The sequence below is a fragment of the Terriglobia bacterium genome (genome assembly GCA_020072645.1).
Taxonomy (GTDB): Bacteria; Acidobacteriota; Terriglobia; order Terriglobales; family Acidobacteriaceae; genus Angelobacter.
In genome coordinates this window covers 150,524-168,841 of sequence record JAIQGK010000001.1, presented here as the reverse complement: position 1 = coordinate 168,841, position 18,318 = coordinate 150,524, and the positions used below count along the sequence as shown (strand labels likewise).

The window sequence follows — 18,318 nt, the reverse complement described above, 5'->3', positions numbered from 1 at the left end:
GCTACTGCTCCTCTTTCATGTAGCTGCGTTGCATTTGCCGGTCGCGGGCTACCGCGCAATACGCCCTTGGCTTCGTGTACCAATTCAGCAGATCTCTCAGGTAGCCGCGCGGTTTGCCGTACTTGAAGACCATCAGCAGCGGAACGACCGCCAGGGGCACCCCATACTGCAGATAGGCGCTCATCTGACCGCCGACAAAGCGGCTGATGACATTCATCACTGCGGCCAGTCCCAGAACAACAAACAGATCTTCAAATTCAAGTGCCATGAAGGTCACGCGTGTGTGCAGGTTGCGATTCACCGGTGTCACATCTAAAGCCATGGCTGTTACCTCACTCCCGCCGTGCCGTTCTGAATCCAAAATTCCGCCAGCCGTAGCAGTCCCGATAGTCCGAAGCACATCATGGCCGCGACGAAATTCCTGACCCAGGCTTCGCCGATGGTCATGCGCTCGAGCACGCCCGCTGAATGCAGTACCATCATCACGACCTGGATAACTCCATATAGCGGCAGCATTACGTTGCCAACCCAATTGACGAGCGTCAGAATCGAGATCCAGTAGCGGTCTGGATCGTTTGGGCCTGCTTGCTGCGCGAATGCCTCAAGCGCCCTTAGCAGTCCTGAGCACATCAGCGCGGCGAAGCCGGCCCATGACAAGTGCGAGTAGGGGTGCGCCTTGCTGAAGCGGTAGATCGCCGCGGCAAAGAACAATCCCGCGAGAGTCGGCATGATCACATTGCCGGCCCAGTTGGTCATGTTCAGCAGTCCGTTTTCAAACATGGATCACCTCCGATCTCCGCTTCACCCGACCATCGCCTGGACAAGCTTCCACAGCCCAGTGACGCTTAAAAATGCCAATGCTGAGAACACCAGCGGCATGAATGGTTTTTTGCGTGAATAGTTAATGACAGCGCCAACGACCGCCAGGCCTGCGGCTTCCGGCAGGATCGTTCCAGCGAGGTAGTTCCAAAGAGAGGCCAACATATCAACGGTGGCCAGTGTGCCTCCGCTGTTGAAACCCTGCATGAGTTTTGCTGTCCCAGAAATGCTGAGCAGAAAGATCGCCGCTACCACCGAACCGAGCGGACTCGCTCCTTGCGAGGCATCAAGGGCAGCTTTGAGAACGAAGAAAGCTGCCAACACAGGAACGAGCTTGCCGACAACCACATCGGAGATGAAGCTCATGAAGCTCGTCTCCATTCCGCGTAGCCAAGGGCCACTGATTCCGGCACTCTGAGGCGGTACGTTGATCCCTTGCGCTGCAAACCACGACAGAAATTGCGGCAGAGTCAGGAGAATCACGGACCACAACATCCATCTCTGGAACCGGCCGCCGACCTCGAAATTGACACCGCTTTCCTGGCGCAATGCCAGCCCAGCCAGCACTAGCGTGCACATTGCCGCCGGCATTGCCATGTCAAACAGCAGTTGCAGCAAGTCGACCAATAACTGAGGTACCGTCATGACTCATCCCCAAGACACCATCCTTCGTGGCGCTACTGGACTCCCGCCTGGCCCTGCTGAATCCAAAATTCGAGCAGCCGTGTCAGCCCCGAGACCATCAACAAGCCGACAGCAGCGATGGCCCAACGGGCTACACCGCGCCCATGCGTGTAATTGATGATCGCCATGACCACACAGAGCGCAGCACCGACCGGACAAATCACATTCCCGACCCAGTTCACAATATTCAAGAACGCGCCCTCGGGTTGGGCCGCTGTCTGTCCCTGCACAGCCTTGTTGGTCGCGGGTGCGCCGCCAAGGTTCTGGGCCTGCAAGAGCACTGGGGATAGTTGAAGGAGAATTATTAGTAAAAGAAACAGTGGCGCAATTCGCTGCGGAAACTCTTTGGACTTCAGAAACTGCATACCGCCCTCTCCAGCGAACGTCAGTTCATCTCGTTCGCAAAGAGAACATAGGGCTGGTTTGGAACTCGCGCAAATTTAAGGAGGACGGAGCTGCGGTTCCTGGGCGGGCGTCGACGTCGTTTGTGAAGAGGCCAAATCGAAAGACTGGGATGACGCACTGAAAAGGACAACGTTTAGGAGTGTTGGCCCTCCTGCCTTGTGCACTCTGACTCAACGGTAAGTCGTTGGCACAATGTTTGGGTTTTTATCCAATGACGCTGCAGGCCATTTCCGCGGAACGTGCGTCCTCGACGGCGTACCAACACCCTCTCGCCCTCCAAAACCCACAGCAAGTCATTGGCACGATGTTCGGATTTTTACCCAGGGACTCGATTACACCACGCCGTTAAGAGCTCATTACTTCCGTGGACGCGGTGATCTGACCGGAATTGGATCGGCACATTGTGAAATTGGGCGAGATGCTGCGATACACCCTTTATTAGTAGAAAGGCATGGGGATCACAAAGAGCCGACAAGCGGAGGGTTTGGAACAAGAAATCGTGAGCAGGCGACAGTCTGGTCGCGGTCTGGAATGCGCCTCTACGAGAGCTTGGGGGCTGCCGCGAGGCTAAGCTCCTGCATCTAAAGACACAGCGGTCGACGAGCGGTCTATGGCATCGTCTGTGAATAACCTGCCGTGCAGATTCTCACGTCGATCCCTCTGGAGGCAAGAATGAAAGTTAAACTCACAATGGCTGTCCTTACGTTGTTTGTCTTTGCCGGCATTGCCGGATTAGCAAAGGCGCAGGAAACCAAGAAACCCACCCATCAGAAAACGCGGGCGCTCACCGGCTGCTTGCAGAAATCCGATGACGCGAAAGAATTCAATTTGGTCACCGGCGAAGGAGCTACCTGGGAGGTCAAGAGCGACGGGGTTGATCTGGCGCCGCATGTGGGCCATACGGTGACAGTGACCGGCGTGGTCTCCAATGCCGCCATGCACGGCGTGAAAGAAGACGCCAAGGAAGAAGCCAAAGAGCACGGCATGGACAAAAACGCCAAGGAGCACGGTCACATGACCGTGACCGATGTCAAGATGGTCAACGAGAGTTGCAATAAATAGTGTTGCAAGAAGCCACCACAGATACGCTGATTGATCCAGCGACTTCATACACCATCGGTCTTCGCCATAGCTAGGCTAATGCCAAGTCGGCGGGGACCGGGTGGTCGATTAGGACGACCTTCAGAGCTTGCGCCGATGTCGAGATGAGCTCCGTGCGTACGGTTGCCAACACGGAAGCAATCTAGTTCCAGTTGGCCGGGCGCATACCAGCCCGTTCGGACCCTTCGGCTGCCAAGCTAGGCACCCTCTATTACAACAATAAGTCATCGGCACAATGTTTGGGTTTTTACCCAATGACTCTGGCCTCATTCCGGTGGTTTGGTCATTCCCTGGTTTAATTCCTGTTGAAGCTGCATCAGTTGCCGCAATTCCTCGATGCTGGGCTGAGTTGCCGCTTGTGATGGCAATTGGACACGTGAGGTTTGACTATTTTCTTTTGCCGCCTTCTGCAAGATGACGTAAATCTCCGTGTCCGCAGGAACCGAGACCACAATTCGCTCCGTCAGGGCCAGGTTTGCGACAGTTTGATCGGACGCTTGCCCAATGTTATTCGCAACTCTTTCACGTAAAAGGTCGCCTTCGCTCAACGATTGATTAAGACTGCCTCGCCCAACTAGGGTCGCCGCGATCTCTCCCACACCTGCAAACGAGCGTACGAGCACGTTTTTGCCAGTGTGCTTGCCCCCAACTTTTCCTCGCAGTGGCCGCAACTGAAGATCCGTAGCAGCTGCTTCGAGCGATACCGAGGATCCATCTGGCATAAGTAAGGACTCAAAGCGGATGCCGATGTAGCCAGAATGGTCGGCAGATTCCAGGTGCCCGAAGGCTTTCGCGCCCGCTGGAATGATAATTTCCCCATTTTGCTCGTAGTTGTATTCGATAACGGCCACAACAGGAGTTCGAACTGCCGTATTTACCGCGGATTCGAGTCTGGCCCGCAGCCTGGTACCCGGTGGCAAACCAATGCCCCAATCAATGGCAGGAGTGACATCTGGCGGTTTCTGATTTCCTGGAGGGGAAGCACTGTTTCTCACGAAGACCAGGGATGTTTTGTCTAGTGCATCATGTTCGCTCCGCGTTTGGGTAGCATCACTCGAAGGAGGAACGTCGCTACTGGTCGTGGCTGATTGTGTTCCTGGCTGATATGGCGCGGGCTGCCACTGATTGCCATCAAAAGGCTTCACGTCGGCGAGCGTTGCTGCGCTTGGTTTCTGCTGCTTGAGCGCTGTGCGTCCGATCTGGTCCGGGTTTACCAGGCTGCCATCTGTCTCCTGTGCTGGCGAGCGCCCTGTATCAAGTATCGGTGTCATGCTCGTAGCCGGGACAGAATTGTCTGGTTTTGTTGGCTGTTGCTGCTTGGCGGTCGAAGAGTTCTTCTGTGCTGGTATGGAGTGGCGCGAAATGCCATTAAACGCCAGAAGCAAAAGCACGAGTACAATACCCGCTCCTATGAAGACGAGCCGGCCATTTTCCTTTAAAACCGATCTTGGCTTCTCCTTTGCCGGTATGAAGGGCTCCTTCCCGTTCAAGCTCGGAGGCGGAGTACTCGTAGAGAGTTGCTGCGGCACTTCTTCCAAAACCTGCGAACTACCGAATCCGTTTTGATCGCTCGTCTTCATTGCCCACCTCCCTGACTATTGGCTGTAAATGAAACGGGCAGCAGGATGGGACGATCCACCTGCTCCGCCTCCGCCAACTTCAGCTGTAGTTTTTCGGATGACTCCTTGAACGCCGGACGCTCAAACACGACCACTCCATCGGCCCGCTGCCCCGGCTGCAACCTTCTGGCGGTCATCCGATAATCGGAGACTGCAACCGGATCGCCTTTGATCCGCTTGCCTCCTTTTCCGTGTGCTGTGCCAGTCAATTCAAGCTGCGGCGGAAGCAATTCGATCACTCGTTTCGAGTCGTTCAGAATTGAGAAACTCAGAATCGTCTGATGGTTGGTTTCTAGGGAGTCGCCCAAAGCCGCACGCACCTCCTTGCCTTGCCACGCCGGAGAAGAAAGGCTTTTTTGTGTCTCAAGTTGCTTCGCAACCGAATCCGGTTTGTCCGATTGAGCAGGGGGATCGACCGGAGTTACTGATGAGACCGGATGTGTATCGGCAATGAGAAAGCTTTGCTCGTCAGGACTGATCAGCACGCTCTGCGCTGGCCGATATTCGACCAGGAAATCCACTCGCGACTTCGCGGCGTCCTTGCCGGCGCTTACCAGATGCAGGCTGATCTCCTGCCCGGATTTTGTCGTAATCAGGGCGTTGCTTTCACTCGGTTGGCTGGTCGTCGGTTTGAAGAAGACCAGTCGTGGTTCAGCTTCGGAATGCTCGGCCTTGAAGCCTGCTGGATTGCCAATGACAACGGAGCTGATTTCTTCAGGAAGTCTGACCGAGGTGGTGTAGCCGGGCGCAAGGTGCAGGACAGTTACCGCGCCGTCTTCAACGCGCGCACTAGTAACCGTAGGAATGATTTGATCTTCCTGCGTTTGTCCCATGCCAATTCCCGTGGTTAGATAAATAATAAAAATCAAATGCACTCTCATCGTGTTCTCCCTGGAGCGCGTGGAATATTTGCGCTCCCAAACTTCTGTCGGACAAAGCGCTCGCGCACGCTGGCCACATACGACAGCACATCCTGGTTGGAATATCCGAGGCCGCGCCGCTCGACAATGTTTTCGCCGGCGTAATATGCGGCTGCGACCAACCGCAGATCTCCATGAAACTTGTCCATCAACCAAGCCAGATACCGCACTCCGCCAGAGACGTTTTGGTTGATGTCGCAGCAATTCCGCACATTCAGGCGTGCGGCGGTACCCGGCATGAGCTGCATTAGGCCCGCTGCTCCTTTCGACGATACTGGGCATCTCTTCCATCCCGACTCCTGCTCAACCACAGCGCGAACGAATTCCACTGGCACGTTGTAATGCTGGGCGTAGACGGCAACGTAGTATTCCGCTTCGCGTCTTTGCTCCGCGGTTTGTCCTGCGCAGGGGAAGTGCGAAGCAATCAGACACAGTAATAATGTGCTCCACCTCATTGCTCAATCGCCTCTGCGCTGTACTGCTGAGCATCGTAGACCAGGCTGGCCCAACCATCCCGCAGCAGTAGTTTTTTCCGATCGGCTTCTGTCTTTGCCAGCAGTGGCAACAAAATGTCTCTCATTTCGGGAGTGATCCGGGCTTCTCCAAGTACTTCCAGTGCCTGTGACAAATCAAGCATTTCTGAAATGGATGGTGGCTTTTCCAGGCTCCAACCGCGCAATGCCTTCGCGAGTCCCGCCATTCCGCGATGAAACTCAGCGCTCTGGCTTGGCGTTCGCAACTGAAGAATCCTGGCTTCTCTTTGTGGCGTGGGGTGTTCAATCCGCAAATAAAAGCTCCGGCGCCGCAGTGGATCTCCGATCCTTCTTTCCTCGTTGGAGGTTAGGACAACAAATGGGATTGTCTCCGCCTTTACCAACCCTAACTTCGGGATGCTCAACCGCCACACCGAGAGCAGTTCCAGCAACATTGCCTCGAACGCTTGGGATACTTTGTCCAGCTCATCAATCAGCAAGACGCACCGCTTGGGATATTGCAGAGATCGCAGTAATGGCCCGGCGCTGAAAAACTTCAGGCTGTGGAGATCCTGCTTGAGCGGCTCCCATTCCACTGGGCCAGACTTCGAGCGCAGCTCCACCGCCAACCGTTGCAATGCCTCGTCAAACTTACCGATAGCCTTTTCTTCGTTGATCCCCTCAAAGCATTGCAACCGTTCAACTTCGGTATTGGCCGCCTTCGCGACCGAATAGGCTAATTCGGTCTTGCCACTACCCGGAGGTCCCTCAAGGAGGACAGGCTTGTTCAGTCTGCCCGCCAGGAATACGACCGTGGCGGTTATCTCGTCCGTGAGATAGCCAGCCGCGGCCAATGCACTCAGGGCATCTTTGGAAGATGAAAACACCGTGCTTTTCCTGCCTTTCCTCACCAGGAGGTTCTGGAGACCGAACCTTAAGGCCGAACCGAAACTCGGTCAAATTTCCTCCTCGAATTATGAATCGCACCGATTTTTGACCGAAAAACGCACCTGGGGTAACTTGCAGGCATGTTGAGAGCAATCCAGCCAAATGGCAGTTTCATCCGGGCAGAATCGAAAGAAGAGAACCCTTGCGAAGAAAAACACTATTCGGTGAACGAGTTGGCAGCTCTGTGGAACTTGAGCAAACAGACGATAAGAAGGCTGTTCGAGGACGAGCCTGACATCGTAAGGATCGGAGACAACGATGTGCGCCACAAGCGCGCTTACGTGACTCTGAGGATTCCTGAGAGTGTCGCACGCAGAGTCCACCAGCGGCTATCAAAGTCCGCCTGAGCAAGGGGAAGACCCTACGCTACTGGATCAGCGTCGTGGGCGGGCTCATCGGACCTGCTTCCGATTGCTTAGTGGATCCTGCTCGGGGCTCGCGTATTCGCCAGCTCCGCTTCACCGCAGCCGTGAGTTGTTGCTGGCGTGCCTTGCAGAATGGAGCGTAGTGCCGCTCAGTGATTTTCACGGACGAATGCCCCATCAGCAGCGATACCTGATCGATCGGGTTGCCGGCCAGCAGGAGTTCCACGGCAAAGGTGTCCCGGAACATGTGGGGATGGCACCGTTTTGGCGATCCATCCTCCCGGCGAATGTTGGCGAGCCTGAACAATTTCCAGAACGAACGCTGAAAGGCTTTTCTCGCGCTCCTGGGATCGCCATTGCCGGACCAGAAGAAGTAGCGTGGATTGTCGTTGGGCACAGACCGCAAGAGATCAGCGACATCAGGTGGAATGACGACCGACACCGGAACGCCGGTTTTGGCGCGATACAGGAATATCTGATCGTCTCCCTGGTCATCCTTGGAAAGGTGCTCTCGCTCCAATTTAGTTGCGTCCAGGATTGACAATCCGCCCCATCGCATTAAGAGTGACATCGCGCGCAGTCGCAGTCCACGAAACTGGCAATCATTCCCTCCGCCGAATTCGTACTTGATGGTCGCTGCAACGATCTTCTCGATCTCGTCGCGACGAAAATAGTCTGTGGGAACCACGTCCGGGGTCTTGGGCTTCTTCAGTGCGTCCATGGGATTTTTTCCGATGAGTTCGTTCCGCTGGCAAAACCTGAAGAATGATGCCAGCATTTCATGCTTGCGATGGGTGGTGGTCTCGCCGTTGGTCCAACTGGTACGGAACTTAGTCAATTCCGCGGAGTTGACCTTGGCCAGAAATTTTATTCTTCGAGAATCGGCCCAGGCCAGAAACTGGCGTTCGAGGAAGCCGCGATATTTTTTCTGCGTCTCTTTGCCCAAGCCACGAGCCTTCTGGTCGCCCAGAAATGTTTCAACGACTTCGCGCAGCGTGAACTCGCGGCGTGCTTCAATCTTTTCTCGTTCCGGATCGATCTCGGTCTCAAGTTCACGGGCCAGTTTCTCTGCCGCCTCCCAGTTGCCGGACTGCGTCGAACGGCGGATCTTGGTGCCGTTGAGGAGAACGCCGCGAATCCATTTGGGACAGTGACAGCGCCGCCAGTGAGCATCACCCGAATGTGCGCAGTTGACCAGATGGCGAGTGTAAACGTGGAGCATTTTGCCGCTTCCTTCAGAATTTCTGAATTAGCGCCGAGCGTAGAGGCGAAGCAAAATTCGCGCAAATCGGCTTCGCGGAAGGGCAATTTTCGGTGTAGAAAAAATGGGTCGGCGGTACATAGGAGGTACACGGCCGAGAGCCTGTCGCTAACTTATTGATTTCAGAGCCGTTAAAATGGTGGCCAGGGACGGAATCGAACCGCCGACGCCAGCCTTTTCAGGGCTGCGCTCTACCAACTGAGCTACCTGGCCATTTCGGGTGAGTTACATACGTGCATCTTCGGTGGGACGGCTGAAGACTTTGTGCGTACGGAACGTTTTCGATTATAACAACCCCGCTGAATTCACTCAAACCGGACTCTCGGCAGCCGATAGCGGGCCGCATCAGCTTCAATAAACGGACCGACTTTGCGCAGTCTGTTTTGCGGCCAGTGAAAAGCGCGGTTCGCCCAGTGCTCCATGCAGGATTCGCGCACTCAGATATTCGCCCAGCGCAGGACCATGCTTGAAGCCATGCCCGGAACCTCCGCCGGCGATCCATACATTTTCCATTTCTGGATGACGGTCGATTAGGAAATCCCCGTTCCAGGTGTTTTCATACTGGCACACGCGCGTCTCAAGCACGGGCGCGTGCTCCAGCGATGGGATGTGTTGCCGCAGATATTCTCGCAATTGGGTTATAGAGGATTCCCCTACTACTCGCATATCGGTATCGGGATCGAAACGATCTCCGTGACGGTCAAAAGCGATTTTGAATCCTCGTCCCTCGATATCCGGCAGAGCGTAAGGTAGCCCAACATGTGTGCGATGCAGCCATACAGGCATTTTAGGCGGACGGAAGTCAGCACTGCCTGCCGCAGCGCCAAGAAAGAACACTTCCTGCCTGGTTACAAATATCCGCTCCGACAATAATTCAGGAAAAAATTTTGGCAGCCACGGACCACAGCAGAAGATAAACGTTCCTGCAGAAATAGATTCGCCCGCGCTGGTATGAATCGTCTTCAGATCGCTTCCGCCTGAAGGCGCCTTGGCGGAAGATTGAATGTAATCGATGCCGTTTGCTGCCAGTCCTTTCACCAGTGTCTGCACCGCATCGCGCGCAAGCAGAAGGCCGCTATCCGGTTCCAGCACACCCCAGGTCACATCGTGGAAACGAAGTTGAGGCCACCTTCGCACAATCTCTCCGGCCTCAAGTTCTTCGTGCTTGACTCCCGCCTGCGCCAGCACGCTGCACAGACTTTTCAAATAAGCGTCGGCGTCATTGCTCAGCCAGAGCACTCCGGTCCGGCGGAAAATTTCATGTCCGGTGCGAGCGGCAAACTCACGCCACAGCGGCAATGATCGCATGGCCCAGCGTGTGTAAAGCTCGTCCGGGCCGTAGCCCATGCGAATCACCCGCGTTTCACCGCCGGAACTCGCGCGGCTGTTCGCTGGTCCGTGGGCATCCAGCAATGCGACAGATGCGCCGCTCTGGCGTAAAAAGTGCGCCGTCCACGCGCCAAAAACGCCCGCACCGACCACTGCGAAATCGTATGTTTTGTTATTCACGACAATTTTCGATCGGTACGCTGATAAATCAGTTGCGCCGCTACCAGGTCTTCCAATGCGCATCCCACGCTCTTAAACAATGTAATTGACTCCGCGCTGGTCCGCGCTGGTTTCTTGCCTGAAGCAATCTCATGCAGATCGGCAATGATATGTGAACGGTCGATGGTTCCATTCTTGATTGGTATCAGCAAGTCGCCGGCTTCCTGCAGCGCACCGTCATAAGTATCCACTACTACCCGAGCGCGCTTCACCGTGATGTCATCCACCTCGCGAGTCTCCGGCTGAAACGCCCCTACCAGGTTCAGGTGTGTGCCAGGACGCAGCCAATTGCCGTCAAACAGCGGCTTATGCGCGGTAGTGCAGGTGCAGATCACGTCGGATTCTCGCGCCACCGTTTCAGCATTGATCGTCTCAACATTCAGGCCCAACTCATTTTTAATTTTGCAGCAGAATGCCGCGACGTCAGATCTTCCGGATCCGCACACCAGAAAGCGCTTGAACTTCCGCACTCGTGGAAGCGCCGCCAGATGTGCCCTTGCCAGTCGCCCGCTGCCAAAGATACCAAGCGTCTCTACATCCGTCCGCGCCAACAGATCAGTGGCGACTGCGGAGGTCGCAGCGGTTCGAACGTCAGTAAGATAGTTTGCCTCCATCCGCGCCACGGCGATACCAGTCTGCGGATCAAGCAATTCATAAGCCGCCTGAACGCCTGCTTTGGCGCTCACGCTTACAAGTTTGACTCCTGCCGCGCCCAGCGCGGAATCATAACAAGGCATGACCAGCAAAACGGCGTCATCCATATTCAGCACAGTCCGTACTGGCATGGTGACAGTATCGAAGCCGCGGGCAAATGCTTCGTGGATTGCTGCAATCACTTCATTTACTTTGACTGCATTGCGGATTTGCTCTTCTGAATAGAGACGCATGAGCGGAATCTACTTTTTTCTCTTCCCTGCCCGCGCCAATATCCGGCGTACCTTCTTGGGCGACACCGACAGTCTTTTGGCTACGCGCGCAACTTTTCTATCTTCTTTTTCCCAGACTTTGGGAATCACGATCTCCGCAAACTGCTCAGTCAATTCCTGGAAAGTTTCCTCGCCGGTAATTCCCTGTGACCATGCACGCAACAATGGATCGATGCTGCCCTTAGGCATGACTTTCTGTTTGAGCATCTGAAGTTCTTCCCAGAGATCGTCATAATCCACGGCTTTCAGAAAGGAGCTGGCGAGTTCGCAGCAGCGCTTGGCGTCCTCTGTATCGTGAATTGCAGGATGGCAAGCTGTGAGGCCGCGCCAGATATAGGCGCGCGCCAGCAAACGATGGTTTTGCGTGTGCTTGGCGGCTTCCACGGCTTCGCGGGCATAGTCGCGGGCGGCCTGCGCATGCTCCCATGTGTGCGTGCTGCCTTCAATCTCTTCTTCCAGTTTCCCGTTTTCCACTTCGCACTGCAAAAGCCGCGCGCGCGCCATCAGGATTGAATCATTGACCTGCTTGCCCAGCTCAAATGCCTGCGCGGCCTGGGCGCTGGCATTATCAAGGTCGCCCACATCCAGATAGAGCAGCCCGCGATTTTCCAGCACGCTGCCGATCCCATGATGATGATTGTGGTGGCGATAAATATCTTCTGCCAACTCCAGATTGGCAAAAGCTTTGGTGCGTAGCTCCTGATGTTGACGCAAGAGAGTCTGCTTCTGGTCGCGGCTGGCGACTGTCTTTGTGCCCTGGCGGCGTTCTCTTTCCGCATCAATCTGCTTGCCCATCTGCACCGCCACCAGTCTCTGCACATATGCGATGTTCGTAAGTGTGCGAGCCAAATTCCTGTGGTGAGGATTTGTTTTCTGGAAATGCTCAATGGCGCGGGAAAAGAATTTCAGCGCTTCCTGATAATGTCCCTGGCGCCGCACCATGCGGCCATGCGCGGAATAAATATTGCCCAGCGTGATGTGATCGTCGCTGTTGCGGAGCGCTGCTTCGGCCTGGTCCAAAATGCGCGAAGCTTCGCGAAATTGCCCTTTCTGGAATAACAGCCAGCTTTCCAGGACGCGCATGACGGCTGCCATATTAGGGAAACCCAGCACCTGTGCCAGTTCGCGTCCGACTCCGGCGCGCTTCAGCGCCTCATCATACTCGCCCTTCTTGCGGTGGCAGCGCGCATTCCAGAAGTGGGCGATTGCCACCACTTCTTTGTCTTCAATCTCGTCCTGCATGGAAAGCACCAGGTCGAACTGCCGCAACGCATCATCAGGATTGTCACGCAGAAGCGCGAGCAGTCCTTCCGCCATGCGAAGTTGAAGATAGTCGCTAACGGAGAGATGTGCGCGCTTTTCCCGCGGAAACCGCGCAAGAACTTGCTCAATCAAAGCAGGCTCGCCATAGCCGATATCAACCCACTGAGCAAGACAGCCGACAAAAGCGGCGGCATTCGGCATATCCGGGCCAACAGCAGCAAAGAGGTGCTCATGGCGGTCCAGCAATTCAATACCGCTGGATACGTGGCGCATCACCAGGTTGTGTTTCAAGTCCTGGAGAAGCTGGCGGGGCACGCCAGAATTCTGCTTTTTGTTGAGCCGGGATGTGGCCACAGTGTTGAGAATGATAGCACTTTTTTGTCCAGGTCGTCCGAATCGGACGAGTTGGTTTGCAACCCGGGCTGCACCCGCATCTAATGGGTGCGGCGGAAAGAAAGTTTTCTTTTCTGCCGCGCCATTATAGACAGACAATTCGGAGGCTTCACCGTGAGACAGACCCCAGAACAACGCTTACAGGAAAGATGGATACAAGATCCCCGCTGGACGGGCATTGAACGGCCTTACTCGGCCAAAGACGTAGTGCGGCTGCGCGGAACCGTGCAGATTGAACACACGCTCGCATGTCTGGGATCGCTGCGCCTCTGGGACATGCTCCACTCAGAACCTTACATAAAAGCGCTGGGCGCAATGACCGGCAATCAGGCCGTGCAGCAAGTGCTTGCCGGGCTAAAAGCCATCTACCTGAGCGGCTGGCAGGTGGCAGGCGACGCCAATCTGGCTGGGCAAATGTATCCCGACCAGAGCCTGTATCCCTGCAACAGCGTTCCCAACGTGGTGAAAGAGATTAACAATGCTTTCCTGCGCGCTGACCAAATGCATCATGCCGAAGGCAAGAACGGAATGTACTGGTTTGCGCCGATCGTGGCCGACGCGGAAGCGGGATTTGGCGGCAACCTGAACGCGTTTGAACTGATGAAGTCGATGATCGAGGCAGGCGCGGCAGCGGTCCATTTTGAAGACCAGTTGGCATCGGCAAAAAAATGTGGACACATGGGCGGCAAGGTGCTCGTTCCCGCACAGGAGTTCGTGCAGAAGTTGGTGGCAGCACGGCTGGCGGCCGATATTCAGGGCGTACCGACGATCCTGATCGCCCGCACAGACGCGAATGGCGCAAAATTGATCACTTCAGACAGCGACCTGCGCGACGTGGAATTCCTGACAGGCGAACGCACTCCTGAAGGGTACCTTGGCTTCAAGGGCGGGATTGACGCGGCGATTGCCCGCGGCCTGATCTACGCGCCCTATGCTGACATGATCTGGTGTGAAACATCAGAGCCGAACATTGAAGAAGCGCGGCGATTTGCTGAAGCCATCCATGAAAAGTTCCCCGGCAAGCTGCTGGCGTACAACTGCTCGCCTTCTTTCCACTGGAAGAAGAAGCTGGACGAAGCCACCATTGCCAAATTCCAGACTGAGCTGGCCGCGATGGGATACAAGTTCCAGTTCGTTACGCTGGCCGGCTTCCACGCTTTGAATTACAGCATGTTTGAACTTGCGCATGGCTACGCGCGTGAAGGCATGACGGCCTATTCGCGGCTCCAGGAAAAAGAATTCAAGAGCGCGGATAAAGGTTATACGGCGGTCCGGCACCAGAGATTTGTCGGCACCGGATATTTTGACGAAGTTGCCCAAACCATTGCCAGTGGACAGTCGTCCACAACGGCAATGGAGGGATCGACGGAGACGGAGCAATTCATTGAGCCTGCAGCTGCGCCTGCTCTTAAGCCTGCTGCTTAGTTGTATCCATTGAGGTGACTTGGCCTTCCTGTCGTGGCCCGGCAGGAAGGTATTTTTTTATGGTCGCTGCTTTTCTATGTCGCTCCGCTCCAAACCGCTCCAGCTCATTCTGTACCGCGACTCTGCTTCGGCTCCTGAAGCAGCGGCTCGGCGCGCAAGTCGGCCTCGCCGCCATTTATTTAATGCGTACGATGAGCCGGTTTGTAGATCAACGCACAGATTTTCTTATGAATGTCTCTACGAGCAACTTGGTATCGTCTGAGATGATTCCGTCCACTCCCATCTCAGCGGCTTGCAACATTTTTCGCGGATCATTGACGGTCCAGGTGACCACGGTTTTGCTGGCGGCGTGCAGCTCGTCTACCAGCTTTGGGGTGAGCAATGTGTAGTGGGGCACCACATAGCTGACGGGCAGCCCCTTCCACCGCCGCAGGTGCCAATAAGACTTGGAAATCGCTCCCAGAACCAGCGAACGATCCAGCGCATGGAGCTTGCGCACGACGCTGGGTAGGAACGAGGAGATAAAGTATCCACGCTGCGGAGGAAAGCGCTTGACCGCGTCAAGCACTACCTGCTCCATGCCGCGCACCTTCACTTCAATATTCAGGAAGGCCTTGCGAGAGTAGAGTTCAAGAACGTCTTCAAGACACGGCGGCCTGCCATCGACCGAGCATTTTGCATGGATCTGTTCGAGTGTCCGCGTGCGCACCGCAATGCGGTTGAATTTTCTATCATGGCAAATAATGGACTCTTTGTTGCGGGTGCAGCGGACATCGAACTCAAAACCATCTGCGCCATGCTTGAGGCAGAGGTCGAAAGCGGGTATGGTGTTTTCCGGTGCGTAAAGCCGGGCGCCGCGATGTCCGAGCAGTAAGAGTTTGGCGGGCAAAGCTGTCAGCTAGTCCAGGTCAAAGTCGCGCAGCGGGCGGCCTTCGTCGGGCGTCTCTTTGGCCTTCTTCACGGCTTCCTGGAATTTCTTTTCCAGCAGGCTGGCATTGTTCTTCTGCGCATCTACGGCCTGGCGGAAGATGGATTCCTTGCGGCCTTCCTGCTCACGCATGGCTTTGGCGGCAGCCTCAAAATCATTGAACGTTTTGGGCTTCACGGCGGCAACGTGCGATATCACGGCCTTGGTGTCAGGATCGACCTTCAGTACGGCGTTGCAGCAGGGGCAAGCAACTTCAAAGGGTTCGGGCGTGGATTTTGCCTTTGCCATAACAAGATTGTAAGCCCATTCGGGCCATTGCCAAAATCGCCGAAATTGCCAAAGATTGCCAAAATTGAAGGTCATCCGATTCCAAATCGGAACATGTTTGCCAAGTCCGGAACAATTTCGAGTTTGCTACAATTTGGCTATAGTTCCCATGCCTTTTTCCGCCGCATTTACCGATGTTCCCACGGCTATCGAAGAGATCCGCGCCGGGCGGATGATCGTGGTTGTGGACGATGAAGACCGCGAAAATGAAGGCGACCTCACCATGGCGGCCGAGAAGATCACCCCAGAAGCCATCAACTTTATGGCCAAGTTCGGGCGCGGACTGATCTGCCTTGCCATGACGCCGGAACGGCTGGATTATCTGCGCATCGGGCCCATGACGCGCGAAAATACGTCGCCCTACGGAACGGCCTTCTATGAAAGTGTCGAGGCGCGTGAAGGTGTCACGACCGGAATTTCAGCCCATGATCGCGCACGCACGATTCAAGTTGCCATTGATCCGGCAAGCCGGGCGGCTGACCTGGTGCGACCGGGACACGTCTTCCCTCTTGCGGCGCGCAAAGGCGGCGTACTCGTTAGGGCCGGACAGACAGAAGCCTCTGTCGATCTGGCGCGTATGGCCGGAATGATTCCCGCGGGCGTGATCTGCGAGATCATGAATGAAGACGGCACCATGGCGCGCGTGCCTGATCTTACTGAATTCTGCAAGACGCACAACCTGAAAATGCTTACGGTGGCGGAGATGATTCGCTATCGCATGGAAACGGAGAGCCACGTGGCCAGAGTGGGCGAGGCCATGCTCCCGACGCGTCACGGCGAGTTCAGGATGATCGCGTTTGAAAACCAGCTCGACGGCGAATCGCACGTTGCCCTGGTAAAAGGCGACGTGGAACGCGGCACCGGCCCTGTGCTGGTGCGCATGCATTCGCATTGCCTGGCGGGAGATGTTTTTGGCGGATCGCTTTGCGATTGCCAACAGGTCCTTGATCGCTCATTGGAAATGATTGCACTCGAAGGGACCGGGGCACTGATCTACCTGCACCAGACTTCCAAAGGCTTCAACGTGGACGAGGAAAAACGGCTGGTGTTCCATCGTGAGCCGCGCTCTGCCCCAGCGCATCAGAGAAAAACGCAGCGCGATATTGGTGTGGGAGCGCAGATTCTTTCCGGCCTGAACATCCGTTCCATCCGCCTGCTTACCAACCATCCCAAGCGCGTGGCTGCGCTGGAAGGCTTTGGAATCAGAATTGTTGAGCAGGTGCCAGTGCCGACATTAAAGTCCGCAACAAAGTGAGCGCACCTGTTTAGCGATATCCTAAAAAAACAAACCTTACCACGGCTAAACACGGATTTAACGGATTGAATACGCAGTTGAGACCGTACATGCAACGGAATCATCCATGGAAATCAGTGTGATCCGTGTCATCAGTGGCGAGGTTTTATTTCAGTTTAAGGTGCTCGACCTTCACGTCGTCTGAAGTGAAAATCGAAATGAATTTTGCCGGCGCGGCTGATTTCTCCACCGCAGGCCGACCGCCGGCTTCAAGGCGTTCAACCAGACAAGCTACGCCGACGACGTTGAAGCCGAATTCGCGCGCGGCTTCAGTCGCCTGGATCGTGGAACCGCCGGTGGTACAGACGTCATCCACAATGACAACGCGCGCGCCTTTTTCCTGAAAACCCTCTATGCGGCGTCCCATGCCGTGCGCTTTCTCCGCTTTGCGCACTAGAAAACCATGGATCGGAGCGCCAGCCTGCGAGCTGATGACTGACGTCGCCACGACAATTGGGTCGGCGCCCATCGTGAGTCCGCCCACGGCTTGCGGTTTCCAGCCGTGCTGCTGAATAAGATCAAGGAAGACGCGCCCAGTGAGTTCCGCGCCGCGGGCATGAAGCGTGGTGGTACGGCAATCAATGTAGTAGTCACTCTTGGCGCCGGAAGAGAGCGTGAATTCACCCAGACGGAAAGAGTTTGTAGCCAGCAACTCAAGAAGTTGGTCGCGCGCAGAAGACATAGGTTTTTAAGATTAACTTATTTCCGGCTTAGATTCCTTGCATCTGGCGGAATCCGTGCGTGGCAATATAGGTTTGCAGCAACAGGACAAAATTATAAGTCATATGGACGATGACGCACGTAGCCACTGAGTTGGTCCGAATCCTGGTGAGCGTGAGCGTGAAGCCAACCACAAAAATCAGCAGCAACGGAGCCCAGGAATAGCCCAGCTGTGCCCCATGAAGCAGGGTAAATGCCGATGCGGTAATAATGAGTGACGCAGTTGTGCCTGTCCATCGGGCCAGCGCAGGATACAAAAAGCCGCGAAAAAGCAGTTCTTCCATAAGCGGCGCCACCAGAATCCCAAATGCCCCCAGCAGCAAGGCTGACGGACGGTCTTTGAAAAACTCGGTGATAGGCAGTGAGTCCGGTATCCAGCGATGGAGCACAACTTCGCCAATGTCAGAAATAAAAGCCAGGGCTGTTCCTGTTATCAGCGCAAGCCCCCAAACGCGTCTGCGCGCAGGCAAGTTCCAGTGGACAGCTTCAGCTAGTGAATTTTTATGGCGTACCCAGACCAGTACCGCCATGAAGCCAATAATTGCCACATAAATCACAAATTGCGTGGGCACAATGAAAAATGCATTCCTGGTCATGGCATCTTCCAGCACTTTGGGGTTCAGGCCGGGAGACCGATGGGTAAGAAGGAAAATGGTCGCCGCCATAGTGCCAAAAACGACAAAGGCGACGGCCATGGCCACGCCCACCAGCAGGACATCAAGAAGATCAATTTCTGTTTTTGCCGGTTCAGCAGCTTGCAAAGGCTCTATCGCCAACGGCGGCATGGGGTCGGCCTGCGAAATGGGATCGAATGAATGCACAGGATTGAGGAATGAGTCCTTAAATTCCAATGTACACCATTGAGAGTTTTCTCAGAAAAGACTAAAGGGGTAGCGTTT

At 55.2% G+C, this 18,318-nt stretch carries 19 protein-coding genes and 1 tRNA gene; 3 read left to right on the top strand and 17 right to left on the bottom strand.

The genetic code is table 11. From position 1 onward, the window contains the following. Window position 1 precedes the first annotated feature (1 nt). Genes LAO76_00755 through LAO76_00740 form a run of 4 tightly spaced genes read right to left on the bottom strand, consistent with a single transcriptional unit; the run spans window position 2 to window position 1,868 of the window. Complete coding sequence (locus LAO76_00755) at window positions 2-322, bottom strand: hypothetical protein (protein MBZ5489443.1); 321 nt, start codon at window positions 320-322, stop codon at window positions 2-4. A 5-nt stretch (window positions 323-327) separates the two neighbouring features. Further along, window positions 328-780 carry a hypothetical protein gene (locus LAO76_00750; GenBank protein MBZ5489442.1) on the bottom strand — a complete coding sequence of 151 codons (453 nt, stop codon included), beginning with the start codon at window positions 778-780 and terminating at the stop codon, window positions 328-330. A gap of 21 nt (window positions 781-801) precedes the next feature. Beyond that, window positions 802-1,464 carry a hypothetical protein gene (locus tag LAO76_00745; protein MBZ5489441.1) on the bottom strand — a complete coding sequence of 221 codons (663 nt, stop codon included), beginning with the start codon at window positions 1,462-1,464 and terminating at the stop codon, window positions 802-804. A gap of 32 nt (window positions 1,465-1,496) precedes the next feature. Next, window positions 1,497-1,868, bottom strand: a complete 372-nt coding sequence (locus tag LAO76_00740; protein MBZ5489440.1) for a hypothetical protein — start codon at window positions 1,866-1,868, stop codon at window positions 1,497-1,499. 712 nt (window positions 1,869-2,580) lie between these two features. Between LAO76_00740 and LAO76_00735 the strand changes: the two genes are divergently transcribed. Next, window positions 2,581-2,970, top strand: a complete 390-nt coding sequence (locus LAO76_00735; GenBank protein MBZ5489439.1) for a hypothetical protein — start codon at window positions 2,581-2,583, stop codon at window positions 2,968-2,970. Window positions 2,971-3,275: 305 nt separating this feature from the next. Here the strand turns inward: LAO76_00735 and LAO76_00730 are convergent, their stop codons facing one another. The 9 genes from LAO76_00730 to LAO76_00690 form a co-directional block, all read right to left on the bottom strand. Further along, complete coding sequence (locus tag LAO76_00730) at window positions 3,276-4,589, bottom strand: TrbI/VirB10 family protein (GenBank protein ID MBZ5489438.1); 1,314 nt, start codon at window positions 4,587-4,589, stop codon at window positions 3,276-3,278. Continuing rightward, on the bottom strand, window positions 4,586-5,509 hold the full coding sequence (locus LAO76_00725) for a hypothetical protein (protein MBZ5489437.1): 924 nt from the start codon (window positions 5,507-5,509) through the stop codon (window positions 4,586-4,588). Before LAO76_00725 ends, LAO76_00730 begins: the two co-directional genes overlap by 4 nt. Next, window positions 5,506-6,003 (bottom strand): lytic transglycosylase domain-containing protein, encoded by a 498-nt coding sequence (locus LAO76_00720; GenBank protein MBZ5489436.1) that lies wholly within the window; start codon window positions 6,001-6,003, stop codon window positions 5,506-5,508. Before LAO76_00720 ends, LAO76_00725 begins: the two co-directional genes overlap by 4 nt. Then, window positions 6,000-6,908 carry a MoxR family ATPase gene (locus tag LAO76_00715; GenBank protein ID MBZ5489435.1) on the bottom strand — a complete coding sequence of 303 codons (909 nt, stop codon included), beginning with the start codon at window positions 6,906-6,908 and terminating at the stop codon, window positions 6,000-6,002. The genes LAO76_00720 and LAO76_00715 overlap by 4 nt, the downstream gene beginning before the upstream one ends. A 427-nt stretch (window positions 6,909-7,335) precedes the next feature. Beyond that, a complete protein-coding gene (locus tag LAO76_00710; protein MBZ5489434.1) occupies window positions 7,336-8,556 on the bottom strand; it encodes a site-specific integrase in 1,221 nt (406 codons plus the stop codon). A gap of 176 nt (window positions 8,557-8,732) precedes the next feature. Next, window positions 8,733-8,808 (bottom strand) — tRNA-Phe (locus tag LAO76_00705). A 138-nt stretch (window positions 8,809-8,946) separates the two neighbouring features. Beyond that, a complete protein-coding gene (locus LAO76_00700; protein MBZ5489433.1) occupies window positions 8,947-10,104 on the bottom strand; it encodes an FAD-dependent oxidoreductase in 1,158 nt (385 codons plus the stop codon). Further along, the gene (locus LAO76_00695) at window positions 10,101-11,030 is read right to left on the bottom strand and encodes an ornithine cyclodeaminase family protein (protein ID MBZ5489432.1); all 930 of its coding nucleotides are present in this window, start codon (window positions 11,028-11,030) and stop codon (window positions 10,101-10,103) included. Before LAO76_00695 ends, LAO76_00700 begins: the two co-directional genes overlap by 4 nt. A gap of 9 nt (window positions 11,031-11,039) precedes the next feature. Next, window positions 11,040-12,647 (bottom strand): tetratricopeptide repeat protein, encoded by a 1,608-nt coding sequence (locus tag LAO76_00690; GenBank protein MBZ5489431.1) that lies wholly within the window; start codon window positions 12,645-12,647, stop codon window positions 11,040-11,042. Between the two features lie 192 nt (window positions 12,648-12,839). Between LAO76_00690 and aceA the strand changes: the two genes are divergently transcribed. Beyond that, window positions 12,840-14,150 carry an isocitrate lyase gene (gene aceA, locus LAO76_00685; protein MBZ5489430.1) on the top strand — a complete coding sequence of 437 codons (1,311 nt, stop codon included), beginning with the start codon at window positions 12,840-12,842 and terminating at the stop codon, window positions 14,148-14,150. Between the two features lie 208 nt (window positions 14,151-14,358). Here aceA and LAO76_00680 read toward each other — a convergent pair whose 3' ends face one another. Together LAO76_00680 and LAO76_00675 are read right to left on the bottom strand one after the other, a co-directional pair. Further along, complete coding sequence (locus LAO76_00680; GenBank protein MBZ5489429.1) at window positions 14,359-15,039, bottom strand: glycerophosphodiester phosphodiesterase; 681 nt, start codon at window positions 15,037-15,039, stop codon at window positions 14,359-14,361. A 9-nt stretch (window positions 15,040-15,048) separates the two neighbouring features. Continuing rightward, window positions 15,049-15,366: a hypothetical protein gene (locus LAO76_00675; GenBank protein ID MBZ5489428.1), complete on the bottom strand. Its 318-nt coding sequence runs from the start codon at window positions 15,364-15,366 to the stop codon at window positions 15,049-15,051. A 148-nt stretch (window positions 15,367-15,514) separates the two neighbouring features. Between LAO76_00675 and ribB the strand changes: the two genes are divergently transcribed. Then, window positions 15,515-16,660, top strand: a complete 1,146-nt coding sequence (gene ribB / locus LAO76_00670) for a 3,4-dihydroxy-2-butanone-4-phosphate synthase (GenBank protein MBZ5489427.1) — start codon at window positions 15,515-15,517, stop codon at window positions 16,658-16,660. Window positions 16,661-16,805: 145 nt separating this feature from the next. Here the strand turns inward: ribB and pyrE are convergent, their stop codons facing one another. Beyond that, window positions 16,806-17,381 carry an orotate phosphoribosyltransferase gene (gene pyrE / locus LAO76_00665; GenBank protein ID MBZ5489426.1) on the bottom strand — a complete coding sequence of 192 codons (576 nt, stop codon included), beginning with the start codon at window positions 17,379-17,381 and terminating at the stop codon, window positions 16,806-16,808. 28 nt (window positions 17,382-17,409) lie between these two features. Beyond that, window positions 17,410-18,270, bottom strand: a complete 861-nt coding sequence (locus LAO76_00660; GenBank protein ID MBZ5489425.1) for a CPBP family intramembrane metalloprotease — start codon at window positions 18,268-18,270, stop codon at window positions 17,410-17,412. Between the last annotated feature and the right edge of the window lie 48 nt (window positions 18,271-18,318).